We start from the raw sequence: 25,836 nt of genomic DNA on the forward strand, positions 1-25,836 counted from the left end.
TATATCAACCACCGCTGCAAAATAAAACTTCGAAATCCAGTGTGAGGTGTCAGAAAAACCTTCGAATTTCATTGAGTTCTGAAAAGTTACAAACACCTAGCCGGAATTGACAGATCACCTGATCGTATGGATTTATTTTTCTATACGATGACTGCGAAAACGAATTGGATGCACCAGGGAAGCGGTTCAGTTCTTATTGGCGGGATGACGCACACCCACGCAACTGAAGAAGGCGGCCGAGAGTTCCGCCTCCGCAAAGGACAAGCCGCGTCGCAATGCCTCCTGGACGGGTTGGCCGTCGCGCAGGGCGGCGTCGATGACCATCCAGCCATCGAAATCGTACCGGGCCACATAGCTGGGCATCGCACCCGTCCCGTCGTGCCTCATGACGGTCCACCCCGTGCGGCCGATGGCACGAACGTCCGGCGCACATCCATGTCAGACCACGGGGCCGTGGATCAGGGCGAACAGCCCCACCACGATCGCGATCGCCGCGGGAATCAGCAGGGGCGGCACCAGATACCCCGTGACGGCCGTCTTCCAGGTGGTGGGCGGGACCGGCGTTGCGGTGTCGAACACGTTCATGGCTTCGCTCCTGGTGTCTGGTTGGAAAGGCTGGACGGTGCGACCGCCTCGTCCAATTCGTCGGGATCGACGAGGGCCGTTTGCGCGAGCCCCGGACTGCCCGGATGTCGCGGCAGGCGGATCCAGGTCGCGGTGCGCCGGTACACCGGGAAGGACAGGGATTCGATCAGTTCCTCGTCGGTCTCCACGACGTAGGTTCCCGGCGGTTGCTTCTCTTCCAGGCCCTGCACCGTGAAGGGGCGGGTCATGGTGACCGTCCTGACGGTCGTTCGCTTGGTCATCGGGGTGCCTTCCGTATGCGTTCGCCGCGGGCCGCGTCGCGGCTGGGCGCGACCTGAAAAAGGAACGGGAAAGCCGCTTCAGGACATCACATGGTGCATCGCCCGACATTGTCCCCGGAAAGCCCCGGCTCATGATCCGATGAGCCCCGGGACCTCCCGGAATAGTTCCCGCACGATGGCGCACCGGTCATCGCAGTCCCCAGAACACCGGGATGAGGACCGAACCGACCACCACCACGAGCACCGACAACGGCAGGCCGAGCCGCCAATAATCGCCAAAACGGTACCCGCCGGGTCCCATCACCAGCGTGTTGCACTGGTGCCCGATGGGGGTCAGGAAGTCGCAGGCGGACCCGACAGCCACCGCCATCAGGAGCGGGTCCGCGTTCATACCGAGCTTCTGCGCCAGGTTCGCCGCGATCGGGGCCATGATCAGCGCCGTGGCCGCGTTGTTGAGGAAGGGGGTCAACGCCATGGCGGTCACCAGAACCAGCGTGACGGTCCCTACGGGTGGCAGGGCGCCGGCGGCGGCTGCAAGACCTCCGGCAATCAGGGCGGCCATCCCGGTGCTGGTAATGGCGTCGCTGATGGGGATCAGGCAGGCGAGCAGCACCAGGATCGGCAATTCGAGAGCGTCGTAGGCTTCCCTCAACGTCAGGATGCCGAACAGCACCATGAGAACCGCGGCGCCGAAGAAGGCGGCGGCCACCGGCACGAGGTCGAGCGCCACCGCTCCCATTGCCAGCGCCAGGAGGATGAGCGGCAGATGATCGCGGCGCCCGCGCCCCAGCCCCGTCGCCCGGTCCACCAGCGGCAGGCAGCCGAGATCGCGCAGGGTGTCGGTCATGGCCGCGGCACTCCCCCGCAGGACGAGGACATCACCGGATCGGAAGCGGACATTGCGGATCCGCGCCATGGTTCGTTCGCCATGGCGGCTGATCCCGATCAGGGTCAGGCCGAAGCGCTGGCGCAGACGGAGCTCCGACGCGGAGCGGCCGAGAAGCGTGGAGCGGGGCGTCACGACGGCCTCGACCACCTCCATGTCGCCGGCCGCCAAGCCCTGCTTCACCGTCCTGCCGGTATCGCCGAGCTGTAGCCTCGCCTCGGTCACGATCGCCCGCAAGGCGTGGGGATCGCTGAGAAGAACGAGGATGTCGTCGGCGAACAGCGTCCAATCGCCGGCCGGGGTGTAACGCCTTTCCTTCTCGCGGACGATCGCGGCCACCGTCACGCTGCCGTCTCCGATGGCTTCGAGATCGGCGACCGTCTTTCCGACGAGGGGAGAGGTTGCGGGCAGCCGGGCCTCCGACAGGTACGGCTCGATGTCGAACGCGGCCGCCGCGGATGCGGGCGTGCGGCGTCCGGCCGGCAGCAGCCGCCAGCCGACCGAGAGAAAGGCGAAGCCGACCGCGACGATGCCGAGCCCGACCGGTGCGAAGTCGAACATCGCGAAGGGCTCGCCGACCAGCTCGGTGCGGACGCGCGAGACGAGGATGTTCGGCGAGGTGCCGACCAGGGTCACCAGCCCCCCGATCAGGGATCCGAACGCCATCGGCATCAGCAGTTCCGAAGCCGGCGAACCGCCGCGCCGGGCGACCTGAACGGCGATCGGGAGGAAGATGGCCAGGGCGCCGATGTTCTTCATGAAGGCGGACAGGACCATCACGCTGCCGGTGAGCGCGGCGACGCGCCGTCCGCTCGTGCGCAGACGCGGCTCCATCCGTCGGATGATGCGCCCGATCACCCCCGACTTGCTCACCCCCGCGCTGACGACCAGCGCCGATGCGATGATGATCACCACCGGGTCGGCAAAGCCGGCGAAGGCACGGGCGGAAGGGACGATCCCCGTCGCCATGGCTGCGAGCAGCCCCAGCAGCGCCACCAGATCGTAGCGCAGACGGTTCCAAACGAAGAGCACCACGATGCCGATGATGATCGCGGTGGCAATGGATTGGTCGACGGTCAGGCGCCTCACTCCGCGGGGACGGACGGCGGACAGGACCGGTGATCGGCCCGGCCGCCCGTGACCCATTCCTATCGGTCGATTGCGCCGTCGCGACGTCGCCGATGCGAGCGAAGTTGCTTCTGCCGTTCCTCGACGACCGTTTCGAGACGGTGAATGGCGGGCTCCAACCCCCGGGCCCGATGCGTCATGGCCCGGTCACCGGATGGGGCGTCCGGTCCTGCCCTCGTGTTGGAAAGGCCCAGGAGGGTGGATGCGCGGACCATCAGATCTTTCAGTCCACCGTGGAACATTGCCGGTCTCCTCCATGCCGCACACCGCGGGTCGGCTCCGTCAGCCGGAGAAATGAGAGATCGCCAATCCCGCAATCAAACCCACGGCCATTCCCAAAAGGACATGCGCCATCCGCTGCCATTTCGGTGCGGACAGAACCCAGGCTGCGCGCTCGGATTCTACCCAATTCGAAATTGGCGAAAAGCCGTTGTCCATCGTGATATCCTTTTCAGGTCTATATTAGGATATGGGCATCTTCTTTGACGTTTACTATCACTGAAGCGTCGATGACCGCCCGGCCGTCGAGCGGATACCCGAAATGCCGGTCTTCGGCCTTGGCGACCATCCCCAAGCGCCGATGCCGCCACGTCGCGCGGCAGCGCCGCCGAACGGGCCGCCTCCGCCCATGGATCGACGTCGAGCCGCGCCAGCGCCGAGAGCGCGCTGGGCGCGCGTCCGTTCGTCTCCTCCCCCACCGGGGCGGCCAGGAACTCGCCCAGATCGGACTGGTGCAGGGTGTATTCGGCCCGCAGCGCCATGACGCCGTCCCAATTTCGTCCTGATCAATCACATAATGACAAGTTCCGAGGAAAATAGATCGCGCTCCTGGTGAAATCTCGAATCTTCAGAAGATAGATTTCACCAAATTTGCTGCCTGGAATGTCGAGTTTGTTTTTGCATCTCTGCGCCCGCGGGTCTCCTCCGGTCCCGCACCGGCGAATTCGGTCATACGGACGGCGGCGTCACGTCGCGATGCTGGCGAAGCTCGGGCGCACCGCGCGCGGGTTCGCTGTGCCGCCGCTCGTAGACTCCTCCGGCGCCGCCGACCCGCAGAGCCTGGATCACCCGTTGCGCCTGTTCGTCGGGGGTGCCGAGGCTGCGCAGGGCATGGTCCATCAGCCCGTAGGCGAGTTCGCGCTCGCCCATGATCGCCACGCCAACTCCCTGCCGTTCGAGGTGGGCGAGTTCGGATTCGCTGTGGGTGCGCACCGCCGTGTCGATCCCGGGGTTCATCCGGCGGGCGAGCTCCAGAATCCTGCGCGTCTGGTCGCCTTCGGGCGTGGCGACGACGATCACCCGCGCCCGCCCGACGCCGGCGGCTTCCAGGATGCCCGGCGTCGTCGCGTCGCCGTAGACGGCCGGCACGCCGCGTTCACGCAACGCTTCGATCCGGCGGCGGTTCTGGTCGATGACGACGATCGGCAGACACTGGCTCTTCAGGCCCTTGCCGACGACACTCCCGACCCGGCCATAGCCGACGATGATCGCGTGGTCGCACGGACCGTCGGCCACCGGCAGCGTCGACAGCCCGTCGTTGCCCCGGCGCTCGAGCCCGCCCAGCATGCCCGGCCGTGTGCCCAGCCAACCGGAAAGGCGGTCGAAGCCGGCGAACAGCAACGGATTGAGGGTGATCGACAGCAGGGCCCCGGCGAGGATCAGATCGCGCCCCTCCGGCGGCAGAAGGCCGAGCGCCGTCCCCAGCCCCGCCAGAATGAAGGAGAACTCGCCGATCTGCGCCAAGCTCGCCGACACGCTGAGCGCCGTCGAGGCCGGATAACCGAAAGCCATCACGATCGCGAAGGCCGCCAGCGACTTGCCGACGACGACGACGAGAACGACCGCGAGCACGGCGAGCGGCTCGCGGAGCAGGACCGCCGGGTCGAAGAGCATGCCGACCGAGACGAAGAACAGCACCGCGAAGGCGTCCTTCAATGGCAGCGAGTCCGCCGCGGCCTGGTGGCTGAAGTCGCTTTCGCTGAGGACGACCCCGGCGAAGAAGGCACCGAGCGCGAAGGAGACGCCGAACAGCTCGGCCGAGCCGAAGGCGATGCCGAGCGCGGTCGCGAGCACCGACAGCGTGAACAGCTCGCGCGAGCCGGTGCGGGCCACCCACGCCAGGAGCCACGGGATCGCCCGCGTGCCGATCACCGTCACCAGCACCAGGAACAGCCCGACCTTGCCGAGCGTCAGCGCCAGCGCCACGGCGAGATCGCCGCCCGCGGGCTCCGGCCGGCCGGGGGCGCCACCGCCGAGCACCCCGGCCAACGCCGGCAACAGCACCAGCGCAAGGACCATCGCGAGATCCTCGACGATGAGCCAGCCGACGGCGATGCGGCCGTTGGGCGAGTCCAGGCCGCCCCGGTCCTCCAGCGCACGCAGCAGCACCACCGTGCTGGCCACCGACAGCGCCAGCCCGAACACCAGCCCGGCGCCGAACGGCCAGCCCCAGAGATGCGCGACACCGGCGCCCAGCGCCGTTGCCACGACGATCTGGCCGAGGGCGCCGGGGATCGCGATGTTGCGAACGGCAAGAAGATCGCGGATCGAGAAATGCAGGCCGACACCGAACATCAGCAGGATGATCCCGATCTCGGCGAGTTGGCCGGCCAGTCCCTCGTCCGCCACGAAGCCGGGGGTGAACGGCCCGACCGCGACGCCGGCCAGCAGATAGCCCACCAGCGGCGGCAGTTTGAGCTTGCTGGCGAGGAGGCCGCCCACGAAGGCGAGGACCAGCCCCATGACGATGGTGGCGACGAGGGTGGTGTCGTGCGGCATGGGTATCGCGGCCGGTGTCCGGTCAGCGGCCGATCAGGCCATGGACGAAGCGCAGCTTGCCCATGACGGTCGGCGCCAGGACGAAGGCATAGAGGTCGGGCAGGCCCATGCTGTGATTGAGGCTGTTGACCGCATAGGTCAACGGCAGCCACGTGCGGATGAGCAGGTCGAAGTCGGCCTGCCGGTAGGGATCGAAGTCGATCGCCGTCATGCTCGGCCGGGAGTGGCTTCCGGCTTGGGGATGAACCTGGAGCCCGAACGCGTGCGCCGTCTCCAGCGTGTCCACGATGTGCAGGTAATGCGCCCAGGTCTCGGCGAAATCCTCCCAGGGATGCGCGCTGGCGTAACCGCTGATGTAGCGCTGCCGCCAGTCGGCGGGCGGACCCGTCTCGTAATGCATGGTGACGCTGGCGGCGTAGTCCCGGCGCTCGTCGCCGAACAGCGTGCGGAACGCCTCCAGCCACAGCCCGTCGCGGACCAGGCGGTCCCAATAGTAATGTCCGACCTCGTGTCGGAAATGCCCGAGCAGGGTGCGGTAGGTTTCGGCCATGTCCAGGCGGTGGCGCTCCCGCTCGGCGTCGTCGGCCTCGGCGATGTCGATGGTGATCACCCCGGCCCGGTGGCCGGTCGTCACCGGCACCCGCGCATCGGCGAGAAAGTCGAAGGCGAGCCCGGCCCGCGGATCGTCGAACCGGCTCGTCAGCGGCAGACCCAGCCGCAGCAGGCCATAGACGAGCCGGTGCTTGGCGGTTTCCAGACGCTGCCAGCGCTGGTGGTTCTGCGGCCGGTCGAGGTCGGGGATCGTCCGGTTGAGCCGGCAGGCCCGGCAGAACCGCTCGGGACCGTCGGCGGGAACCAGCCAGTTGCAGGCGTCGTGCCCGGCGTTGACGCAGAACCGGTGCGGGCGGCCGGCATCCGCCAGCGGGCGCCAGCGGTCCCCGTCCAGCGGCACCAGGGCGCTCAGCACCGTCCGGTCGGGCAGATATCCCAGACGGAGGCCGCAACGTTCGCACGATGTGTTCGCGAAGAACAGCATCTGGCCGCAACGCTGGCAATGGAAGATCCTCATGGCCGTCCTCCGTGTCCTGCAGCGACGTCGTGCACCACGGTGCGCAGGCCGAAACGCCTGCGTCGGAATGACCATCCGGACATGGGGCAGGCACACGGCGATGCCAGCCCACCATTCGGCATGCGCCGCGGATCAAGCGGACAAAGCCGGCTCGGGGATCGCTCCGACCGCCGATCCGAACAGGAAATCCTGCGCCAGATCGATGACCGGCCCGGCCTGCACCACCTCGTGATGGTTGACGGCGACCGCGTGGTAGTCCGGTCCGACGAGGCAGGTCTGGGACGCGACGGTGACCACCCCGTCGTTGTCCTCCCGCATCATGGGGCTTCCGCCCGCGGTCGATACGATCGACCGGATGGGGAAGCGGATTTCGCCGTCGAGGACGCTCCGGATCGTGGGGCCGTAGGGATCGATGTCGGCGAACACCGGCGTCAGCGCGAAGACGAGGCTGAAGAGGGATGCCGCCCGGCTGCCGCCGAAGGGGGCCGACATCGTGAACATGCGCTCGACGGGCGCCCCACCGGCCGCAAGGCGCAACCCGACGACGCCCCCCAGGGAATGGGCGACGATGCTGTAGGGCTCGTCCGCGAACCGTTCGGCCGTGGTCACTTTCAGACGTCTGACGGTGGCATCGACGGAGCTGGTCCGGCAGTCGTAGTCGGCGAACACCGCCCGGTGCGCCGGGAGGCGCCCGACCATGTGGCTGAAGCTGGCCGCCGAGGCATAGGCCCCGTGGATGTAGAGGATGTTCCGCATCATTCCATTGGTTCCTGACCGAGGGGCCGTCATGTTGCAATGCAGCATGATCAAAGCGTCAACGGCGCTGGACCTCGGATGTTCCTGGAAATCGGCTCAACGCTGCTTTCGTCTATTCCGAAGTGCCGAGACCGATCTATGCCTGAAGGAAAAAGAAGCATGGACCTGATGGAGAGTACCGGGCGTCCTGCCGCCCGGAATCTTTGCACAGTCGGCGGAAACCTGACATGATGTCGGCGTGAATACCATGCGGCGACGTCCGCTACTTCCGCAATAGGCAGTTCGGGATGCCCTTGACAAGCTTGGAAACGGCATCATGGCCGTCGCGGCGGTAAATCACCATTCCCCGGCGGAGGCCCATGATGGTATCGACACTCTGCGCGCCCCCATCCCCGGTACGGCAGGATGGGGAGGTGGCGGAGGGCTATTTCGGGCAGACGGACGGGCCGTTCGTCGCCGCGGTGGAGGCCACCCGCATGCCCATGGTCATCACCGACGCGTGCATCGCCGGCAATCCGATCGTCTATGCCAACGCCGCCTTCCTGACCCTGTGCGGCTACGGGCGGGAGGAGGTGCTGGGGCGGACCTATCATTTCCTGAGTGGTCCTGACACCGATCCGGAGACGGCGCGGGCGATCGACACGGCGATCAACATCCGTCACGACATCACGCTCGAAATCCAGTTCTACCGGAAGGACGGCCGATCCTTCTGGGCGAGCCAGTTCGTCAGCCCGGTGATGGACGGGAGCGGGCGGGTCGTCCAGCATTTCGCCTCGTTCCTCGACATCAGCGAACGCAAGCGGATGGAAGTCGAACTCCGGACCGCGCATGCGGAACTCGATCGCCGTGTAAGGCTTCGGACCAGGGAACTGGAGGATGCCAACCGCCGGCTCCGGCGGGAGGTGGACCGACGGCAAGCGGCCGAGATCGTCCTGCGCGACGCCCTGTCGGAAAAGGAGTTCCTGGTCCGGGAGGTCAATCACCGCGTCAAGAACACGCTGCAAAGGGCCTGCGCGCTGCTCGCGGTCCAGGCAACGAGCTGCGGCGACCAGCGGGTGCGGGACGCGCTCGACGACGCCGGACAGCGGCTGGTCCGGATGGCGGAGATTCACGAGCTGCTGCACGGTGCCGGCGGCTATCAGAGCATCGACGTCGCCCGCTACCTGAAGTCCCTGGGGGCCTCGCTGGTCGAGTCCTGGCAGGAGGACACCAGCCGGGTGACGCTCTCGGTCGACGCGGACGAGGTGATGTGGGGGCCGGACCTCGTGCTGCCGCTCGGCCTGATCGTCAACGAAGCCGTCAGCAACGCCTTGAAGCACGCGTTTCCCGCAGGCCGGCACGGCGCCGTGACCATCGCCCTGCGCCGCCGGTCGGAGCGGTCCTATCGGCTCGCGATCCGGGACGACGGTGTGGGCATCGGCCCGATGCGCCGGAACGGATCGATCGGGCTGGAACTGATCCATGCGCTCGCCGGACAGATCGACGGTTCGGTCGCGATCGAAGCGGATGGGGGCACCCTCGTCGCCGTCACCTTCACGCCCGAACCACGGGTCGGTGCCCATTGATCCGACGCGGCCCCGGCACGCGGCGGCCCGATCCCCGACGGTTTCCGGCCTACACGTCCCATGAGCGTTTCATCGATCTGATCGTCCATGCGCTCTGCGTCCTGGGCGTCATGATCGGAACCGCCTGGCTGGTGTGGGGCAGCTCCTGCTGCACCGACGAAACCGGGCGCCTGTCGCTGTTCGCCTACATGGTGGCGCTCGGCGGCATGGTGTTCGCATCCTCCGCCTACAACGCCGTCCGGATCGGACGGGCCAAGGAGGTTCTCCGCCGCATCGATCATGCGATGATCTATGCGCTGATCGCCGGCACCTACACGCCCTTCGCGGTCCACCACATGGACCACGCGGAGGGCATCGGCACCAGCCTGTGGATCGTGTGGGGCGTGGCCCTGGCCGGCGTAGGTCTGAAGCTCGCCTTCCCGCGGAGGCTCGAACGGTTGGGGCTGGCGCTCTATCTGGGGCTGGGCTGGGCCCTGCTCGTGCTGGGCATGCCGATGTGGGGTGCGGTTGGAACCCTGCCCATGGTCCTGCTGGCCGTCGGGGGCGTGCTCTACACGCTGGGTACGGTGGTGCATCTGGCGCACAGGCTCGCCTACCACAACGCCGCCTGGCACGTCTTCGTCCTGGTGGCGGCGGGCTGCCATTTCGCGGCGGTCGTTCTGGAAACGGCCAGCTGACGATCGGGACCTCCGTTCACCCCTCGCGTCCGGCCGGGCGGGGCGGGGGCGATCACGATCCGCCCTTCGGTTCGGCGTCCGTTGAGACGGGGCTTGGTGTTACGGGGAGCGTGCGGCGTGCATATCGGCGAAGCGGGTGAGCTGGGCCCCATCCTGCAAAGCCCCCCGGCAAGCGGACGGGGCCGGGTCGGCGCGCCAGGGCATCGCCGCCGGGTGCTGCCAGCGCCGCTCGGCCGCCGCCCGGCGTGCCCGCTCCGTGAGGATGTCGACGCCGACGGGGGTGGCTCCGTCGAAGGCCGTGAATGGGGTGGCCATGATCCATGCTCCCTGTTGCTGGACGCGACCGTCCGGCGCGGCTGCCGGTTCTCCGGCGCGGCGCGGCGGGGAGTCCCCGTCCCTTCCCAGGGAGTGCCGCCTTCGAAAGGTGGGGTGGCGGCGAAGCATTGCCGCACGGGGACAATGGGTAATCGGCGCTTCATGTGGCGATGGCGGCCATCTTCCGCTTGCGCGGGCCGCTGTTGGCACCCATAGCCAAGCGGCCGATGTGGCGAGGGGACGTGTGTCTTCGATGCCTGTTCCTCAAGGGCCGGAGTCTTTCCCCGGCTTTATTCGATGCCGCGGCTCCTGTCGTGCCAGCATTTCGCGGTTCCGGCGGGTGCGATCAACCGTAATGGACGGCATCACCACAATCGGAAATCGAGGCGATGGGGAGCGGTTTGTTTTCATCGGGCTCGATAATGATGGCAGACTGCGGAACGGCCCAGTTCGCGAGCCGCAAAAACCGCTGCCGACGCCTTGGTGTGGAAGACGGTCGGCGGATTCGGGGGCACAATGATCGACGACGACGGTTCCGCCGGCCTGGATGGCGCGCGGCCGGATCCGGCACGACCCTTCCCTTCACGGCATCCGGGCGGACCGGTCGCCGTGGTCGGGATCGGTGCGTCGGCCGGCGGGTTCAAGGCCATCATCGCCCTGCTCGAATCCATGCCGGAGCGGAGCGGACTCGCGATCGTGGTCATACAGCACCGCACGCCCAACAACGAAACGCTGATGGTGGATCTGCTGGCCAAGGTCACCGACCTGCCGGTCCACACCGCCGCGGACGGCATGGCGGTCGAGGCGGACCACATCTACATCGCCCCGGGGGGCAAGGTGCTGCTGATGTCGGGGGATCGCTTCACCGTCACCGGGCCGGCCGAGAACCGCGTGTCCCTGCCGATCGACCTCTTCTTCCGGTCCCTGGCCGCCGAACGCAGGCAGAGCGCCATCTGCGTCGTGCTGTCCGGTGCGGGTGCCGACGGCACGCTCGGGCTGAAGGCGATCAAGGAGGCCGGCGGTCTGGTCGTCGTCCAGGACCCGGCGACGGCCGGGTTCGACAGCATGCCGCAAAGCGCGATCGCGACCGGGATGGCCGATTACGTGCTGCGCCCGGAACGCATGACCGATGCGCTGGTGGCCTACATCCGGCAGCCCTATCTGCGCGCGGAGGCGTCTGGGAACGAGCCGTTGCCCGACGGCGAGGATCTCGACCACATCCTGCGGCTGATGCAGGCCCGCAACCATCACGACTACCGGGCCTACAAGACGCGCACCCTGGTCCGCCGCATCGAACGGCGCATGGGCATCCATCACATCGACAGCATGCGCGGCTACCGCGATTTCCTGGGAACGCATCCGGGCGAGGTCGAGCAACTCGCCCGCGACATCCTGATCAGCGTCACCCGCTTCTTCCGGGATCCGGAGGCGTTCGCCATTCTGGACGAGGCCATCGTCGGTCCCATGCTGCGCGGTCGCGGGGCGGATCGGCCGATCCGTGTCTGGGTCCCCGGCTGCGCCACCGGGGAGGAGGTCTATTCGATCGCGATCCTGCTGATGGAGGCCCGCGCGGCGGCGAAGAGCCAATGCGACATCAAGGTGTTCGGCAGCGACATCGACACCCACGCGCTGGACGTCGCGCGGGCCGGCGTCTACCCCGAAACCATCGCCGTCGACGTGCCGGAACCCCTGCTGGCCCGCTACTTCGTCCCGGTGGCCACCGGCTACAAGGTGAGCCGGCCATTGCGCGAGGCGGTCACCTTCGCCGCGCAGAACATGATCAGCGACCCGCCCTTCTCCAACCTCGACCTGATCAGTTGCCGCAACGTCCTGATCTACATCGACACGGCGGTGCAGCGGTCAATCCTGGACTTGTTCCATTTCAGCCTGGCCGATGGCGGTCACCTGTTTCTGGGATCGGCGGAGACCACGGGGTCGCGTTCCGACCTGTTCATGCCGGTGTCGAAGAAGTGGCGGCTGTATCTCAAGCTGGGCACCGGCCGCCGGCGCATCCCGCCCTTGCCGGGCTCGGCCGCCGTCGCCGCCGGGGTCGCCCAGAGGGCGCCGGTCATTGCGCGCGCCAGCCCGGCGGAGATCACGCGGCAGGCGCTGCTGGTCGCCTTCGCTCCCGCCGCCGTGCTGATCGACGCGCAGCACCGGTTGCTGTACCTGCACGGCCCGACCGGCGATTTCCTCGACCTGCCGACCGGGGAAATGCCGCATGACCTGACCTCCATGATGCGCGGCGATCTTCGGCTGAAGGTTCGCGCGGCGGTGAAGGAGGCCCTGTCGTCCGACCACCGGGTGACCGTCACCGGGGTGCGGCAGCGCCGGGCCGGGGTCCTGTCGTCCGTCACCGTCACGGTGGTCCCGGTACGGCCGCCGCTGGCGACCGACCGGCTGGTGCTGGTCACCTTCCAGCGCGAGGAGCGGGCGGAGGCGGCGCGGGCGGACGGCGACGATCCCGCGGACGACGCGCAGGCCACCGCCGAAACGTCCGTCATCGAGCAGTTGGAGCAGGAACTGCGGGTGACGCGCGACGACCTGAGCGCCACCATCCAGGAGCTGGAGGCGTCCAACGAGGCCCTGCGCGCCGCCAACGAGGAAATCCTGTCGATCAACGAGGAGCTGCAATCCTCGGGCGAGGAGATGGAGACCTCGAAGGAGGAGCTGCAATCCCTGAACGAGGAGCTCGGCACGGTCAACAGCCAGCTTCACGAGAAGGTCGAAGAGCTGGAGGTGACGACCAACGACCTCACCAACCTGCTGACCAGCACCGACATCGCCACGCTCTTCCTGTCGCCCGACCTGCGGATCAAGCGCTTCACGGCACCGGCGACGCGCCTGTTCTCCCTGATACCGACGGATGTCGGGCGGCCGATCACCGACGTGTCCCGCCATTTCAGCGACCCCGACTTCATCGCGGACATACGGTCCGTCCTCGACACGCTGTCGCCCATGGAGCGGGAGGTGCAGGCGGACGGCGGCGTCACGCTGCTGCGCCGCATCCACCCCTACCGCACACAGGACAACCGGATCGAGGGCACCGTCGTCACCCTCAGCGACGTCACCGCGCTCAAACGCACGGCCGGCGTCCTGGCGGAGCGGGCGCGGCAGCAGAAGCTGGTCGCCGATCTCGGCCGCGAGGCGCTGGGGGACGGGGGGGCGGAGGTCCTGCTGAGCACGGTGCCGGCCCTCGTCGCCACGGCGTTCGGAGCCGACGCCGTCGGGATCTTCACGGCGTCCGACGAGGCCATGGAAATGAGGCTGCTGGAAGGCTTCGGCTGGGATCGGCCCGACGGTGCCGACCGGCCCGTGCCCGGCGACCCCTCGTCGCATGTCGGACAGGTCTTCTGGTCCCGGCAGCCCCTGGTCGTCGGCGATTTCGCGGCGGACCGTCGCGTTCCCGGCGGCCCGCCGTTGCCCGGCGTCGCCAGCGGGATCGGGGTCGCCTTCGGCGGGGACGACGCGAACCGGCCGTCGGTCCTGGCGCTGTACAGCCGGCAACCGGGCCGCTTCAGCGACGACGATCTGGAATTCGTGCAGGCGGTCGCGAACATCCTGGGGCTTGCCGTGGAGCGGGCGGCGATCCAGGACAAGGTGCGCGCCGCCCGGGATTTCGCGGAAGCGATCGTCGATACCGTGCGCGAACCGCTTCTGGTGCTCGACGCCGCGCTGACGGTGGCCTCCGCCAGCCAAGCCTACTACAGCATGTTCGCGGCCACGCCGGAGACGACGATCGGGCATTCCCTGGCCGGCCTGGCGGGCGGGCTGTTCCGAACCGCCGGCCTTGACCGGCATCTGATGGCGATGATCGAGCAGGGCTCCACCATCGAGGCGCTGGAGATCGACGCCGGGCATGACGAGGAGGGGCCGCGCACGCTGCAGATCAACGCGCGCCCCCTGAACCGGTCGGAGCGGCTGATCCTGGTCGGCATCGAGGATGTCACCGGCCACCTCCGCGCCCGGCGCGCGCTGGCCGCGGCCAAGGCGGTCGCGGAGCAGGCGAGCGCCGGCAAGACGCGGTTCCTGGCGGCGGCCAGCCATGACCTGCGCCAGCCGGTGCAGGCGGCCGTCCTGTTCCATCACCTGCTCTCCACGCAGGAGCTGCCGCCGGACGCGGCGCGGCTGCTGACCAGTCTCGGCAACACCCTGACCGCGCTGCACACCATGCTGGATGAAATCCTGCACGTGTCGCGCCTGGACGCGGGCGTGGTGGACGTGCAGCCGAGGTCGTTCCGGCTGGGTATGCTCATCGGCCGGCTGGTGGAGGAGTTCCAGCCGCTGGCCCGCGCCGCCGGGCTCACGCTGCGCTGCGTCGATACCTCGATCAGCGTGCGCAGCGACCCCAAGCTGCTGGGCCGCATCCTGCAAAATCTCCTGGCGAACGCGGTGAAATACACCGATCGCGGGCGCGTCCTGATCGGGTGCCGCCGCAGCGGCGGCACCGTCCGCATCCAGGTCTGGGACACCGGCCGCGGCATTCCCGCGGGGCAGCTCACGGCGATCTTCGAGGAGTTTCATCAGGTCGGCAATCTCGGGCGCGACCGGCGGCAGGGCCTCGGGCTCGGCCTGTCGATCGTGGACCGGCTCGCCACCCTGCTCGACCACCCGATCAGCGTGCGCTCCACACCCGACCGCGGTTCCGTCTTCGAGGTGGCCGTTCCCATAACGGACCGCATCGACACGATCGACGAACCGTCCCCGGAGGTGCCGGTCGATGGTCGGGGCCGGCGGGTGCTGGTGATCGACGACGATCCCGTCGTGCTCGACAGCGTCCGGCGTTACCTCGAACAGTTGGGATTCGATGTGGATGTCGCCACGGATCGGGACACCGCGCTGAATATTCACACCCGCGGGGCACCTCCGGATCTGGTCATCGCCGACTACCGCCTGGGGGGCGAGGAGAACGGAGCGGACGCCATACGGCAATTGCGGAGCGCGTTCGGGATGGACCTGCCCGGAATCATCCTGACCGGCGACACCTCCCCCCAACGGATCCGGGACGCCAGCCGCAGCGGATTCTCGCTGTTGCACAAACCTGTGGCACCGCCGGAACTCTCCGCGGCCGTGCGTAGCGCTCTGGCGGTGTTGGCTGGGGCGACCGATGCGGACGCCGGCTGAAAAGGCTGTCCATGGAAGGCCGGCAGGCCATGCATCCCGCCCTTCGCGGCGCCGGACGACGGCCTCGACCATTCCTGGAAACCTATGGAGTCGCTGTCTCGATCGAACGCAGGCGCCGAATGACCCGCCCAATATGGCAAGATGTTCTCTAATGAGTGAGTCGCCGCCCCACCTCTTTGACAATAGGATATTTCGGTTCATTCACCTCCCGGAGCATCCAACCATGTCATCCGTTTCGGTGGCTTTGATAGACACGAACAATCTTTTTCGTCAGGGCCTGAAGGCGCTGTTCCTGGAACAGGGCTTCCACATCGTCAAGGAGGCCTCGTCCCTCAAGGCGGCCCTCCAGGTCGGCTTGGAGGCCGACGCGCCGCAGATCATTCTGATCGACCCCGTCGGCATCAGCGACTCCACGGACCTGGTCCGATCATTGAAGGCCGCATGCCCGGACGCGCGCGTCGTGCTGCTCACCGGCACGATGGACGCCGGTATGATGACGACGGCCATCAGGGCCGGTGCGGACGGCTTTCTGATGAAGGACATATCGCTGGAGGCGCTGGCGCAATCGCTGCGGCTCGTGATGATGGGGGAGACGGTATTCCCCAGCCCGTTGGCCGCGCTGCTGATCAACGGAAAGATGAACGGTGCCGCCGCCGACCTGCCGACCTCGCGCAAAGGGGTGTCGCAGCGCGAAGCGCAGATCCTGCGTTGTCTGCAGAACGGCAATTCCAACAAGGTGATCGCCAACCACCTCAGGATCACCGAGGCGACGGTGAAGGTCCATCTCAAGAGCCTGCTGCGCAAGATCGACGCGTCGAACCGCACGCAGGCCGCCATATGGGGCCTCAACAACGGCTTTGCGGACGCCGAGGGCCAAGGACGTCGCGCGGCGGTGGTGTAGGGTGGTGGGGTCCATCGAAGTCGGCGCCGACACCATGAACCGGTCATAGGTCGATCGTGTTCGCTCCGGGACTCCGGACAATGCGCCGCGGGGGAAAATCTCGAAAATGAGCGCCTGCCGATGGTGATGGAACCGGGCCCTGTCGCCGGGTATCGGGCCAAGCGGACGAAGGGTGATCCGCCAGAAGTCCTTCGCCAACTTTCAAAGCGGCTGGCGGGGAGTTCGCGGTCAGCAACCAGCGCTTACAACGATTGCGAGGTGATGCGCGCCGCCATGATCCGGGTCGAGGATCCGTCTCCGGAGCAGCGGCGCCGGGTGGTGCCGAATAACCCACGTCCCGATGGCTGCTACCTCGATCATGTCGACGATCCCAACACCTTCGACCCTCGCTGCGGCGACCTCACAGATAGCGTCGGCGGAGGGCGGTATTTGCCGTCATCGGCGGCGGGTTCGGCACAGCGCCGGCGTCCGGATCACGGCTCCTCCGGCGGTTCGCCGAACCAGCCGTCGTAGGTGTCCGCGGCCCAGGGTGGGACGGTGGCGATGGCCCAGGGGACGGCGCGGGACATCACCGTCACCATGACGGCCGGGGTGCCGAAGGTGAGGGCGACCGGGGCGTAGGCGGGCGCCACCACCGCGTTGATGCCGAGGCCGATGGCGCCCACCGCGGTCACCGCCATGCCGTAGAGCGTTCCATAGAACACCGTGTTGACGAACGTCGTCTTGGGTGACGGCCACTCCATCGCAACCCCCGGCCGGGAGGCGAGCGTCACCGCGAGCAGGACAAGGGCCGCCGCGCAGCGGCGTCGCGTTCCGTCACCCATCGGCATCGTCTCCCGCCCGCATCGCGAGAACCCCTCGTTCTCGCACCCGCGAAAGAGATAGGGGCGGGGACGGCTGCGGCCAATCCCCGCTTGCCGCGGATCGTCAGCACTCCGGCAGGAACACCCCGCGTTCCCGCCGCACCACCTCGGCGATGAACTCGGCCGTCGTGGTGATGCGGGCGAGAGGGTGCAGATCCTCGTGGACGATCAGCCAGAAGGAGCGGGTGAGGGTGATCTCGTCGGGCAGGACGGGGACCAGGGTCGGCTCCGTCGCAGCGATGAAGCTGGGCAGGATGCACAGGCCGGTGCCGGCGACGGTGGCGCGGAGCTGGGCGATCAGGTTGCTGCTCTTGACCTGGGGGGCGATGGGGCCGACCGCCTCCAGATAATCCAGCTCCGGCGTGTAGATCAGGTCGTCGATGTAGCCGATGAAGGCGTGGCGCAGCAGATCGTCCCGCCGCTCGATGGGCGGGTGGCTCTCCAGATAGGCGGCAGCGGCATAGACTCGCAGGTGGTAGTCGGTCAGCCGCCGGGCCACCAGCCGCCCCTCCTGCGGGCGGGTCAGGCTGATGGCGATGTCCGCCTCGCGCTTGGACAGGCTGAAGCGGGTGGGCATGGCGACGAGCTGCACCTCCAGTTCCGGGTGGCGGCGGCACAGCTCGCCGATGCGCGGCGCCAGGAAATAGCTGCCGAACCCCTCCGTCGCGCCGATGCGCACCGCACCCGACACCGACAGGCCGGTGTTGGCGATGTCGTTCTGGGCGGCGATGGCGATGCTCTCCATCGCCTCCGCCGCTCGCAGCAGCCGCTCGCCCTGGGTGGTCAGGCTGTAGCCGGCGGGGCGCCGTTCGAACAGGCGGGCGCGCAACGCCTCCTCCAGCCGGGCGATGCGGCGGCTGACCGTGGTGTGGTCCGCACCCAGCCGCAGGGCGGCGGCGGTCAACCGGCCGGTGCGCGCCACCGCCAGAAAAGCGCGCAGGTCGCTCCAATCGAAGTTCACGGGGCCGGGGATCGACGCCATATTGTTGTTCCTGCACAGCGGGTGCGAGAAACTTCGCATCGCTGTGCGCCGGGAACAATGGCATTGTCCCGCAAAATTACCGAGGGGAGACGCCCTATGGCGACCGAACTGTATCATTTCATTGGCGGCGAACGGGTTCAGGGCCGCTCCGGCCGTTTCGGCGACGTGCTGACGCCGATGACCGGCGAAGTGTCGTCCCGCGTGCCGCTGGCCGGCGTGGACGAGGTGCGCGCCGCGGTCGAGAACGCCAAGGCGGCGCAGCCGGCCTGGGCGGCGACCAACCCGCAGCGCCGCGCCCGCGTGATCAAGCGCTTCATCGATCTGGTCGAGCGCGACTACGACGAGCTCGCCACCATGCTGGCGACCGAGCACGGCAAGACGGTTCCCGACGCCCGCGGCGATATCCAGCGCGGCGTCGAGGTGGCGGAGTTCGCCGTCGGCATCCCGCACCTGTTGAAGGGCGAGTTCACCGAGGGGGCCGGCCCCGGCATCGACATCTACTCCATGCGCCAGCCGTTGGGTGTGGTGGCCGGCATCACGCCGTTCAACTTCCCGGCCATGATCCCGATGTGGAAGTTCGCGCCGGCCATCGCCTGCGGCAACGCCTTCATCCTGAAGCCGTCGGAGCGCAACCCCTCGGTGCCGCTGAAGCTGGCCGAGCTGATGCTGGAAGCCGGCCTGCCGCCGGGCATCCTGAACGTGGTCAACGGCGACAAGACCGCGGTCGACGCCATCCTCGACGATCCCGACATCCAGGCCATCGGCTTCGTCGGCTCGACCCCGATCGCCGAGTACATCTACACCCGCGGCTGCGCCTCGGGTAAGCGGGTGCAGTGCTTCGGCGGCGCCAAGAACCACATGATCATCATGCCCGACGCCGACCTCGACCAGACGGTCGATGCGCTGATCGGCGCCGGCTACGGTTCGGCCGGCGAGCGCTGCATGGCGATCTCGGTCGCGGTGCCGGTGGGCAAGGCCACCGCCGATCGGCTGATGGAGCGGCTGGTGCCGCGGGTCGAGTCGCTGCGCGTCGGCCTGTCCACCGACCCGACGGCCGATTACGGCCCCGTGGTGTCGAAGGCCGCTCTGGAAAAGGTGCGCGGCTACATCGACCTGGGCATCCAGGAGGGTGCCAAGCTCGTGGTCGATGGCCGCGACTTCAAGATGCAGGGCTACGAGAACGGCTTCTACCTCGGCCCGTGCCTGTTCGACGACGTGACGCCGGACATGCGCATCTACAAGGAGGAGATCTTCGGTCCGGTCCTCTCCGTCGTCCGCGCCGACACCTACGAGGACGCGATCCGTCTGCCCAACGAGCACGAGTACGGCAACGGCGTCGCCATCTTCACCCGCGACGGCGACGCCGCGCGCGACTTCGTCAGCCGCGTCAAGGTGGGCATGGTCGGCGTGAACGTGCCGATCCCGGTGCCGCTCGCCTACTACACCTTCGGCGGCTGGAAGCGCTCGGGCTTCGGCGACCTGAACCAGCACGGTCCCGACTCGGTGCGCTTCTACACCAAGACCAAGACGGTCACCTCGCGCTGGCCGTCGGGCATCAAGGAAGGGGCGAGCTTCGTCATCCCCACCATGGGCTGACAAGGACGCCGCGGCGGGGTCGGGCATGTCCCGGCCCCGCAATCAAAACAAGACCAAGAAACACGGGAGAATCGCATGGCGACGGTCGCGTTCATCGGCTTGGGCAACATGGGCGGCCCGATGGCCGCCAACCTCGTGAAGGCCGGCCACACGGTGCGGGGCTTCGACCTGTCGGTGGCGGCGCTGGATGCCGCGCGGACGGCCGGGGCGTCGGTGGCGGGAACTCCGTCCGAGGCGGCGGCCGGGGCGGACGTCGTCATCACCATGCTGCCGAGCGGCAAGCATCTGCTCGACGTCTACGGCTCGGGCGTGCTGGGTGCGGCCGCCACCGGGGCGCTGTTCATCGACTGCTCGACCTGCGACGTGGAATCGGCCCGCAAGGCGCACGCCCTGGCGTCTGACGCGGGCATGCTGTCGCTGGACGCCCCGGTGTCCGGCGGCGTCGGCGGCGCCACCGCGGCCACCCTGACCTTCATGGTCGGTGGCAGTGCGGACGCATTCGAGCGCGGGCGGCCGGTTCTGGAAGCGATGGGCAAGCGGGTGATCCATTGCGGCGACGCCGGCAACGGGCAGGCCGCCAAGATCTGCAACAACATGATCCTCGGCATCTCGATGATCGGGGTGTGCGAGGCCTTCGCGCTGGCCGAGAAGCTGGGGCTGTCCACCCAGTCGTTGTACGACGTGGCCTCCACCTCGTCCGGCCAGTGCTGGTCGATCACCAGCTATTGCCCGGTGCCCGGCCCGGTGCCGGCCAGCCCGGCCAACAACGGCTACAAGCCCGGCTTCGCTGCGGCCCTGATGCTGAAGGATCTGCGGCTGGCCCAGGCGGCGGCACAGCAGGTGGCGGCGGCCACGCCGCTCGGCGCCCACGCCGCCCAGATCTACGCCCTGTTCGACGCGGCCGGCCACGGCGGCGACGATTTCTCCGGCGTGATCAACTTCCTGAAGGGGCAGGCGGGCTGACCGCCGGCGCGTAGCCGCGGGTGAAGAGGCCGACCGCCCCGTTCACGAACCGGGCGATCTCGGCCTCGTCCGGCACCTGCTCCATGCCCAGCAGCAGGCGCAGGTGCAGGTGCGACTTCAGCATGCCCAGGAATTGCTCGGCCGCCAGTTCGGAGTCGGGAACGGTCAACCGTCCCCGGCGGTCGGCGTCCGCCAGAAAGGCCGACAGGCGGCCGATCGCCACCGCCGGCCCCGATTCGTAGAAGGCCCGGGCCAACTCCGGGAAGCGGTGGGATTCCGCCAGCACCACCCGGTGGACCGCCAACGTCTTGGGCGACAGCAGCAGCGTGAAGAAGCGGCGGGCGATCACGGTGAGTGCCTCGGCGACCGGCATGCCGCACAGAGCCTCGCACCCCATGCCGTCCATCAGCCCGTCGCAGCGCTGCGCCATCATCGCCGCGAACAGCTCGTCCTTGCTGCGGAAATGGGCGTAGAGCGTGGCCTTGGACACGCCGGCCGCGCGCGCCACCATATCCATGCTGACATTGCCGAAGCCACTGTCGAGGAACAGCCGCACCGCCGCGTCCAGGATCACGGCGGGTTTGCTGCCCGGTTGCGCGTTGGGGGCCATCAGCCCGGTCATGAAGCCACGTCCTCGTCGTTTCCGGAATGTCCGCCATGCTACGGACTGAACCGTACAGTTCAATGTTGACCGAACATGGTCCATGCGGCATGCTGATGCAACGTTGAACCGTACGGTTCAGTCCGAATTTCCGTTCCCCCTATGCGGATATCCGGATCGGCCCCGGTTCCAGCTTCCCGGCCGTTTCGCCGCCCCCCATCGGCGGGCGGCCGGGGTGTGATCCCGGTCCCCCGCCGGGTTCGCTGCGACTGTCTGCCGCACTTCGGTCCCTTCCCCCGCTCAGTACCGGGACCGGGGTGCGGTGGGCATTGCGTCCGCACCGGGTCGCGGGCATGACTTCGCGGTCGATACTGTGGTATCAGGACGAGAACCAATCGCCTCGTGGACCGCAGGTATGAGCAACGGAAAGCGCAAATACACCCGCGGCGAAGTCAAGGAACTGCTCGGAGCCCTCGAGCGGCAGTGCCGTGAGGCCGCCAAACTCGCCAAAATGGCGGAAGTGGAGGCCACCAAGCACAGCTTTCACGCCTATCGGGAGTTCCGCGACAAGGTCGGCGAATTCCAAGCCCTGGTCATCCTCATCGAGCAGCGGCTGCGCAATCTGGCCGACGCAAGGTCCGACGATTTGCGCGACCAGTTCGAGCGGCTGGACATGGTGATGCTGGCGCTGCTGGTGCGCGCGAGTATGCGGTTCTTCTTCGTGCTGTCGGCCAACCCGATCCTGCCCATGGGCGCCCGCGAGATCTTCCTGCAGGAACTGCGCAGCCTGCACGACGCGAGCGAAAGGCTGCGTCGTCCGAACTATGCCGGCAAGATGGGGGCCGATCTCGACCGCGATCTGGAAACCGCGTCGCTGATCCTCGAGGAGATCATCGACAAGGCGCCCAGCCTGCTGAATTTCCGCGCGGCGACGACGGGGTAGGGCACTCACGACTCCGACGGGCGGCACGGCACCAGCAGGTTGGCGGTGAAGCGCTGCACCACCGCCCCCGCCTGGTTGAAGGTGGTCGTGCGCATGCGGACAATGCCACGGGTCGGGTTGGTGGCGGAGGGGCGCACCGCAAGGATCTCGCTCTCGATGCGCAGCGTGTCGCCCGGGCGGACGGCCGTGGGCCAGGACATCTCCTCGATCCCGAGTCCGACATAGCCGGTGGCTAGGTCGGCTCCGCCATCCACGATCATCCGCATGGTCATGGCCGCGGTGTGCCAGCCGCTGGCGGCCAGACCGCGGAACAGGCTTGCCTCGGCCGCGGTCTCATCGAGATGGAAGGGTTGCGGATCGAAGGAGGATGCGAAGGCCTTGATCGACTCCGTCGTCACGGTCACCGGTCCACCGGTGAAGACATCGCCGACCGAAAGGTCATCCAGATATCGCATGCTCCACTCCCGTCCATCGCCGCGTCGCCATGCCGCTTCCTATCACGGAAGGGGGTGGCGTGACGGCTGTCGGGGAAGCGGGGGAGGAATGCGCCGGACGGCGGGCCTACTCGGCGGCGCGGTTGTCGCCGGCGTGGAGCAGGCTGGCCCCGCGGTAATCCTGGAGACGCGTGGCGCGCAGGCCTCGGACGCCGTGGCTGTCGATGAGCCGCTGCCAGGACAGGAACTCCTCCACCGACAGCGTGTAGCGGCGGCAGGCCTCCTCCAGGCTGATCAGGCCCGAGCGCACGCCGGCGACCACCTCCGCCTTGCGGCGCATCACCCAGCGCTTGGTGTCCGGCGGCGGAAGATCGTGCTCGGTCATGGGTCGTCCCGTCGGGCTGATGACCAACGCTCCGTCTGAGCCATCGGCGTCGAAATCTGTCTCGCGCGACGACATTCCCTGCCGCTCCACCTTCTTTTCAGGCTCCCCAAATGCACGCAAACTTTAGGGGTAGCGGCTTAACAAAACCCTAAACGCCTGGGGTAATGCTTTGGGTGCAAAGCGTTATGCCCGCTACACGGGCGCGCCCTGGGTGGCGCCTCAGCTCACCGACACGACGTCGGGAATCTCGACGTTCACGCCGTTGTTGGTCTTCAGCACCGTCTCGCCGGTCTTGCTGTAATCGATGCCGGTGACCAGACCCTTGGTGTAGGTGGTGGTCTTGATGGTCTCGTCCTTGTTCTCGCTGGTGGGAGCGATGTTGATGCGGTAGCTGCCGGGCTGCACGGCGCGTCCCTGATCGTCCTTGAAGTCCCAGACGAAGGCGTGCTTCGAGCCGGTCTTCGTGTCGCCCTTGGTCGAGCTGACGAGGCGGCCCTGCGAATCCAGGATATCGACGCGCACGGACTTGGCGCTCTTGTCCAGCTCGTAGCCGAGCTCGATCGACGTCATCCCCTCGGTGTACTGGAAGGTGTCGCCTTTGTATTCGACGGCGCGGTTGAGATAGAAGAGGTTGCCGCTGGTCGTGTAGTTCTCCTGCAGCTTGACCAGCTTGTCGAGGCGGGAGTTGGTGGCGATGTTCTGCTCGACGTTGGCGAACTGAACGAGCTGGTTGGTCATCTCGTTCGTATCCATTGGCTTCAGCGGGTCCTGGTTCTGCATCTGGGTGGTCAGCAGCTTCAGGAACTGATCGAAGTTGTCGCCGAGGCCCTGCAGAGCGGTCTGCGTCTTGCCCGAGTCGGACGTGTCGGTGGTGGCCTTCTTGACGTTGTCGGTGTTCGCGGTCTGCTTCACCGTGCCGTACTGGTTCAGCAGCGTGTTTGTGCCGGAAATCGTGTCGGTCGCCATCGTCGTGTTCCTTGTCGGAGCGCGCCGACGTCACACACGGACATCGACGCGGCCGGGGGCCAGGGTCATCGTGTAGGCGGCGAGGTCGGCGGCCTCGTCCGGTTCGGCCGCACCGCCTCCACGCCGCCCCCGGCCGGCGTTTCGGGCGCCCTGGCCGTGGGATTCGAAGGGATTGCCTTCCCCGCGCAGGCTGAAGCTCAGGCTGTCGGAGTCGGCGTTCAGTCCAGCTTCTTGCAAGGCCCGTTCCAACCCGCGGGAATCACGCTGCAGCATCTCCAGAGTCTGCGGACGCTCCACCGCCACCGAGGCGCTGACCTTGCCGTCCTGGCCGAATTCCAGCCGGATGTCGATGCGACCCAGCTCGTCCGGGCGGAGCTGGATGGTGAACTGGTCGTTGCCATCCTTGACGTTCTTCTGGATGTGCACGGCGATCTGATCGTGCACGCCCATCGGCGCCTGCGGCCCGCGTCCGGCGCGCAGCGTCATGATCGGGGATGCCGCATCGGTCGCGGCCGGCCCGCGGGCGGCTTCCAGGATGGCGATGGGGGTGGTGCTGTGATCGAACGACGACGCACCGTCCAGCGCGGCGACGGGGTGTGCGGTCGGAGCCGGCGCGACCGTGGCGGGATCGATGGACGGCTTCGATGCCGTGGCGTCTGTCGGGGTGGCGGCCGGGGCGGTGGGCTGTGGCTGGGTGCTCTGGGCGCCGTCGGCCGGCACCGCTGTGGCGGTGGGTTTGGCGGCCCCGTCCCTGGGCCGCTCCTCGCCGTTGCCGTGGCCGCGGCGGCCCGCCGCGTCGTTGGCGGCGACGTCCTGGAAGCGCGGGATGTCGGCGGCGTCGGCCGGCGGCGCTGCGGCGTCGTCGGTCTTCGGCTCAGCCGCTTCGGCATTGGCTGCCGCCTTGTCGGCAGGAATTGCCGCGGCGGCGGCAAGCTTTTCCGTGGAGCTGTCGGACGCCTGGGCCTGGGCTTGGGCTGCCGCCGGGGCCGCCACGGCAGCGGCGACCGCCTCCTCCGGCACCGCGTCGGCGGCGTCGGTGGTCACGGCGGCCGGCGCTGCCGGCACCGCGGCTTCGTCGTCGGTGGCCGGCGTGTCCGCCGTGGCCTCCGCCGCCTCTGTGGGCGCGGCGGTCAGGGCCGGGTCGGCGGCCAACGGCGGGGTGGGCATCATCACGCCGGAATCCGGGGCATTCGCGTCCGGCAGCGCATCCTCACCGGGGCCGCCCTGCAGCGGCAGGGTCGGATCGCCAGCGTCCGCCGACAGCAGCGGGGCCGTTCCGTCGGCCGGCTCGACGCCGTCCTCCACCGTGACGTCGACCTCCAGGTCCGAATGCAGGCTGGACAGCTCGATCGTCTGGCCGGGGCCGATCAGGGTGATCACGGTTTCGGTCACCGTCACGGTCGCTTCGATCGTCACCTCGGTGGCCTGGGCGCCATCGGCGCCCACAAGCTCGTCCGGTGCGTCGTCGAGCGCAGCCGCTTCGTCATCGGGGCCCGCTTCGGCGATGGCGGAGGCGTCCTGTGGCGCTTCGGCGGCATCCGCGGCGGCCGGCCCGGGGCGTGCCGCGGTGTCGGTGCCGGCCGCCGGCCCCGATCGGTCGGCCGCGGGCGCTGCCGGTTGCGTGGCTGTCTTCGCCTCCGGCCGTGGCGGCTGCCGGTCGACCGGAGCGGCGGTTTCACGCGGCTGCGGGGCGCGGGCATCGGTCGTGTTCCGGGGGGCGTTCTCCTCCCACGCCCGCTCACGGTCGGCGCGGCGCTCGTCGGCGCGTGCCTGGGCATCCGCGCGGAGTTGCGCCTCGGTCCGCGCCTGGGCGTCGGCCCGGGATTGGGCGTCGGCATCGGCCATGGCCCGGTTGCGGTCGCGCATGGAGGGTCGCACCGGCTCCCGCTCGGACGTGGCAGCCCTGACCGGCTCCTCCCGCGGGCGGGTCAGCCGGTCCAGCATGCGGGCGAAGGCGTCGTCCTTGTCGCCGGTCGTCTGGCCGGAGGTCAGCGCGTCGAAAAGCGACTGGGAGGAGATCGACCGGACGTCCATCGGG

General features: G+C 68.1%; 22 protein-coding genes and 1 pseudogene. 7 read left to right on the forward strand and 16 right to left on the reverse strand.

What is annotated here, in order from left to right; genetic code table 11:
• Nucleotides 1–186: 186 nt before the first annotated feature.
• The 8 genes from HL658_RS02725 to HL658_RS02760 all read right to left on the reverse strand — a co-directional run bounded on the left by HL658_RS02725 (nt 187) and on the right by HL658_RS02760 (nt 7,486).
• Complete coding sequence (locus HL658_RS02725; RefSeq protein ID WP_180280337.1) at nt 187–387, reverse strand: hypothetical protein; 201 nt, start codon at nt 385–387, stop codon at nt 187–189.
• A gap of 51 nt (nt 388–438) precedes the next feature.
• Nucleotides 439–585 (reverse strand): hypothetical protein, encoded by a 147-nt coding sequence (locus HL658_RS02730; protein WP_180280338.1) that lies wholly within the window; start codon nt 583–585, stop codon nt 439–441.
• On the reverse strand, nt 582–833 hold the full coding sequence (locus tag HL658_RS02735; RefSeq protein WP_246337246.1) for a hypothetical protein: 252 nt from the start codon (nt 831–833) through the stop codon (nt 582–584). Before HL658_RS02735 ends, HL658_RS02730 begins: the two co-directional genes overlap by 4 nt.
• A gap of 220 nt (nt 834–1,053) precedes the next feature.
• Nucleotides 1,054–2,841 (reverse strand): SLC13 family permease, encoded by a 1,788-nt coding sequence (locus tag HL658_RS02740; protein ID WP_343054983.1) that lies wholly within the window; start codon nt 2,839–2,841, stop codon nt 1,054–1,056.
• Nucleotides 2,842–3,162: 321 nt separating this feature from the next.
• Nucleotides 3,163–3,318, reverse strand: coding sequence for a hypothetical protein (locus HL658_RS02745; protein ID WP_180280340.1), 156 nt, complete (start codon nt 3,316–3,318; stop codon nt 3,163–3,165).
• A 510-nt stretch (nt 3,319–3,828) separates the two neighbouring features.
• Nucleotides 3,829–5,658 carry a cation:proton antiporter domain-containing protein gene (locus HL658_RS02750; protein ID WP_180280341.1) on the reverse strand — a complete coding sequence of 610 codons (1,830 nt, stop codon included), beginning with the start codon at nt 5,656–5,658 and terminating at the stop codon, nt 3,829–3,831.
• 22 nt (nt 5,659–5,680) lie between these two features.
• Nucleotides 5,681–6,727, reverse strand: coding sequence for a zinc-binding metallopeptidase family protein (locus HL658_RS02755; protein WP_180280342.1), 1,047 nt, complete (start codon nt 6,725–6,727; stop codon nt 5,681–5,683).
• 132 nt (nt 6,728–6,859) lie between these two features.
• Nucleotides 6,860–7,486 (reverse strand): alpha/beta fold hydrolase, encoded by a 627-nt coding sequence (locus HL658_RS02760; RefSeq protein ID WP_180280343.1) that lies wholly within the window; start codon nt 7,484–7,486, stop codon nt 6,860–6,862.
• A gap of 356 nt (nt 7,487–7,842) precedes the next feature.
• Between HL658_RS02760 and HL658_RS02765 the strand changes: the two genes are divergently transcribed.
• Together HL658_RS02765 and trhA are read left to right on the forward strand one after the other, a co-directional pair.
• Nucleotides 7,843–9,048 carry a histidine kinase dimerization/phosphoacceptor domain -containing protein gene (locus HL658_RS02765; RefSeq protein WP_180280344.1) on the forward strand — a complete coding sequence of 402 codons (1,206 nt, stop codon included), beginning with the start codon at nt 7,843–7,845 and terminating at the stop codon, nt 9,046–9,048.
• The gene (trhA, locus tag HL658_RS02770) at nt 9,045–9,725 is read left to right on the forward strand and encodes a PAQR family membrane homeostasis protein TrhA (RefSeq protein WP_180280345.1); all 681 of its coding nucleotides are present in this window, start codon (nt 9,045–9,047) and stop codon (nt 9,723–9,725) included. Before HL658_RS02765 ends, trhA begins: the two co-directional genes overlap by 4 nt.
• 99 nt (nt 9,726–9,824) lie before the next feature.
• Here trhA and HL658_RS02775 read toward each other — a convergent pair whose 3' ends face one another.
• Entirely contained in the window at nt 9,825–10,040 is a 216-nt protein-coding gene (locus HL658_RS02775; RefSeq protein WP_180280346.1) for a hypothetical protein, read from the reverse strand.
• A 609-nt stretch (nt 10,041–10,649) separates the two neighbouring features.
• On the opposite strand from HL658_RS02775, the gene HL658_RS02780 reads away from it, so the two are divergent.
• On the forward strand, nt 10,650–15,164 hold the full coding sequence (locus HL658_RS02780; protein ID WP_343054984.1) for a chemotaxis protein CheB: 4,515 nt from the start codon (nt 10,650–10,652) through the stop codon (nt 15,162–15,164).
• A 223-nt stretch (nt 15,165–15,387) separates the two neighbouring features.
• Nucleotides 15,388–16,065 carry a LuxR C-terminal-related transcriptional regulator gene (locus tag HL658_RS02785; RefSeq protein ID WP_180280348.1) on the forward strand — a complete coding sequence of 226 codons (678 nt, stop codon included), beginning with the start codon at nt 15,388–15,390 and terminating at the stop codon, nt 16,063–16,065.
• Between the two features lie 473 nt (nt 16,066–16,538).
• Here the strand turns inward: HL658_RS02785 and HL658_RS02790 are convergent, their stop codons facing one another.
• Together HL658_RS02790 and HL658_RS02795 are read right to left on the reverse strand one after the other, a co-directional pair.
• Nucleotides 16,539–16,889 carry a hypothetical protein gene (locus HL658_RS02790; protein ID WP_180280349.1) on the reverse strand — a complete coding sequence of 117 codons (351 nt, stop codon included), beginning with the start codon at nt 16,887–16,889 and terminating at the stop codon, nt 16,539–16,541.
• Between the two features lie 103 nt (nt 16,890–16,992).
• Nucleotides 16,993–17,910 carry a LysR family transcriptional regulator gene (locus tag HL658_RS02795; protein ID WP_180280350.1) on the reverse strand — a complete coding sequence of 306 codons (918 nt, stop codon included), beginning with the start codon at nt 17,908–17,910 and terminating at the stop codon, nt 16,993–16,995.
• A gap of 96 nt (nt 17,911–18,006) precedes the next feature.
• Between HL658_RS02795 and HL658_RS02800 the strand changes: the two genes are divergently transcribed.
• The gene (locus HL658_RS02800) at nt 18,007–19,506 is read left to right on the forward strand and encodes a CoA-acylating methylmalonate-semialdehyde dehydrogenase (protein ID WP_180280351.1); all 1,500 of its coding nucleotides are present in this window, start codon (nt 18,007–18,009) and stop codon (nt 19,504–19,506) included.
• A gap of 54 nt (nt 19,507–19,560) precedes the next feature.
• Nucleotides 19,561–20,469 (forward strand): annotated as a pseudogene (gene mmsB, locus HL658_RS02805) (3-hydroxyisobutyrate dehydrogenase); the annotation flags it as partial.
• Here the strand turns inward: mmsB and HL658_RS02810 are convergent.
• Nucleotides 20,441–21,091, reverse strand: a complete 651-nt coding sequence (locus tag HL658_RS02810) for a TetR/AcrR family transcriptional regulator (RefSeq protein ID WP_180280353.1) — start codon at nt 21,089–21,091, stop codon at nt 20,441–20,443. The pseudogene mmsB and the gene HL658_RS02810 sit on opposite strands and share 29 nt — an antisense overlap.
• A 394-nt stretch (nt 21,092–21,485) precedes the next feature.
• Between HL658_RS02810 and HL658_RS02815 the strand changes: the two genes are divergently transcribed.
• Nucleotides 21,486–22,013, forward strand: coding sequence for a hypothetical protein (locus tag HL658_RS02815; protein ID WP_180280354.1), 528 nt, complete (start codon nt 21,486–21,488; stop codon nt 22,011–22,013).
• Nucleotides 22,014–22,018: 5 nt separating this feature from the next.
• Here the strand turns inward: HL658_RS02815 and HL658_RS02820 are convergent, their stop codons facing one another.
• The 4 genes from HL658_RS02820 to HL658_RS02835 form a co-directional block, all read right to left on the reverse strand.
• Nucleotides 22,019–22,468, reverse strand: a complete 450-nt coding sequence (locus HL658_RS02820; RefSeq protein WP_180280355.1) for a MaoC family dehydratase — start codon at nt 22,466–22,468, stop codon at nt 22,019–22,021.
• A 106-nt stretch (nt 22,469–22,574) separates the two neighbouring features.
• Nucleotides 22,575–22,907 (reverse strand): CtrA inhibitor SciP, encoded by a 333-nt coding sequence (sciP, locus tag HL658_RS02825; RefSeq protein ID WP_180280356.1) that lies wholly within the window; start codon nt 22,905–22,907, stop codon nt 22,575–22,577.
• Nucleotides 22,908–23,051: 144 nt separating this feature from the next.
• Complete coding sequence (locus HL658_RS02830; RefSeq protein ID WP_180280357.1) at nt 23,052–23,798, reverse strand: flagellar hook assembly protein FlgD; 747 nt, start codon at nt 23,796–23,798, stop codon at nt 23,052–23,054.
• Nucleotides 23,799–23,828: 30 nt separating this feature from the next.
• Complete coding sequence (locus HL658_RS02835; RefSeq protein WP_180280358.1) at nt 23,829–25,832, reverse strand: flagellar hook-length control protein FliK; 2,004 nt, start codon at nt 25,830–25,832, stop codon at nt 23,829–23,831.
• Nucleotides 25,833–25,836: the final 4 nt, after the last annotated feature.

The organism is Azospirillum oleiclasticum (assembly GCF_013423485.1).
In the GTDB taxonomy this organism is placed as follows: Bacteria; Pseudomonadota; Alphaproteobacteria; order Azospirillales; family Azospirillaceae; genus Azospirillum; species Azospirillum oleiclasticum.

Bases quoted from the DNA above. Each gene is read 5' to 3' on its own strand.
- HL658_RS02745 (WP_180280340.1), bottom strand. From the start codon at position 3,318: ATGGACAACGGCTTTTCGCCAATTTCGAATTGGGTAGAATCCGAGCGC.
- HL658_RS02765 (WP_180280344.1), top strand. From the start codon at position 7,843: ATGATGGTATCGACACTCTGCGCGCCCCCATCCCCGGTACGGCAGGAT.
- HL658_RS02785 (WP_180280348.1), top strand. From the start codon at position 15,388: ATGTCATCCGTTTCGGTGGCTTTGATAGACACGAACAATCTTTTTCGT.
- HL658_RS02760 (WP_180280343.1), bottom strand. From the start codon at position 7,486: ATGATGCGGAACATCCTCTACATCCACGGGGCCTATGCCTCGGCGGCC.
- HL658_RS02730 (WP_180280338.1), bottom strand. From the start codon at position 585: ATGAACGTGTTCGACACCGCAACGCCGGTCCCGCCCACCACCTGGAAG.
- HL658_RS02725 (WP_180280337.1), bottom strand. From the start codon at position 387: ATGAGGCACGACGGGACGGGTGCGATGCCCAGCTATGTGGCCCGGTAC.
- HL658_RS02755 (WP_180280342.1), bottom strand. From the start codon at position 6,727: ATGAGGATCTTCCATTGCCAGCGTTGCGGCCAGATGCTGTTCTTCGCG.
- HL658_RS02815 (WP_180280354.1), top strand. From the start codon at position 21,486: ATGAGCAACGGAAAGCGCAAATACACCCGCGGCGAAGTCAAGGAACTG.
- HL658_RS02800 (WP_180280351.1), top strand. From the start codon at position 18,007: ATGGCGACCGAACTGTATCATTTCATTGGCGGCGAACGGGTTCAGGGC.
- HL658_RS02795 (WP_180280350.1), bottom strand. From the start codon at position 17,910: ATGGCGTCGATCCCCGGCCCCGTGAACTTCGATTGGAGCGACCTGCGC.
- HL658_RS02820 (WP_180280355.1), bottom strand. From the start codon at position 22,468: ATGCGATATCTGGATGACCTTTCGGTCGGCGATGTCTTCACCGGTGGA.
- HL658_RS02810 (WP_180280353.1), bottom strand. From the start codon at position 21,091: ATGACCGGGCTGATGGCCCCCAACGCGCAACCGGGCAGCAAACCCGCC.
- sciP (WP_180280356.1), bottom strand. From the start codon at position 22,907: ATGTCGTCGCGCGAGACAGATTTCGACGCCGATGGCTCAGACGGAGCG.
- HL658_RS02790 (WP_180280349.1), bottom strand. From the start codon at position 16,889: ATGGGTGACGGAACGCGACGCCGCTGCGCGGCGGCCCTTGTCCTGCTC.
- HL658_RS02735 (WP_246337246.1), bottom strand. From the start codon at position 833: ATGACCCGCCCCTTCACGGTGCAGGGCCTGGAAGAGAAGCAACCGCCG.
- HL658_RS02750 (WP_180280341.1), bottom strand. From the start codon at position 5,658: ATGCCGCACGACACCACCCTCGTCGCCACCATCGTCATGGGGCTGGTC.
- HL658_RS02835 (WP_180280358.1), bottom strand. From the start codon at position 25,832: ATGGACGTCCGGTCGATCTCCTCCCAGTCGCTTTTCGACGCGCTGACC.
- HL658_RS02775 (WP_180280346.1), bottom strand. From the start codon at position 10,040: ATGGCCACCCCATTCACGGCCTTCGACGGAGCCACCCCCGTCGGCGTC.
- HL658_RS02830 (WP_180280357.1), bottom strand. From the start codon at position 23,798: ATGGCGACCGACACGATTTCCGGCACAAACACGCTGCTGAACCAGTAC.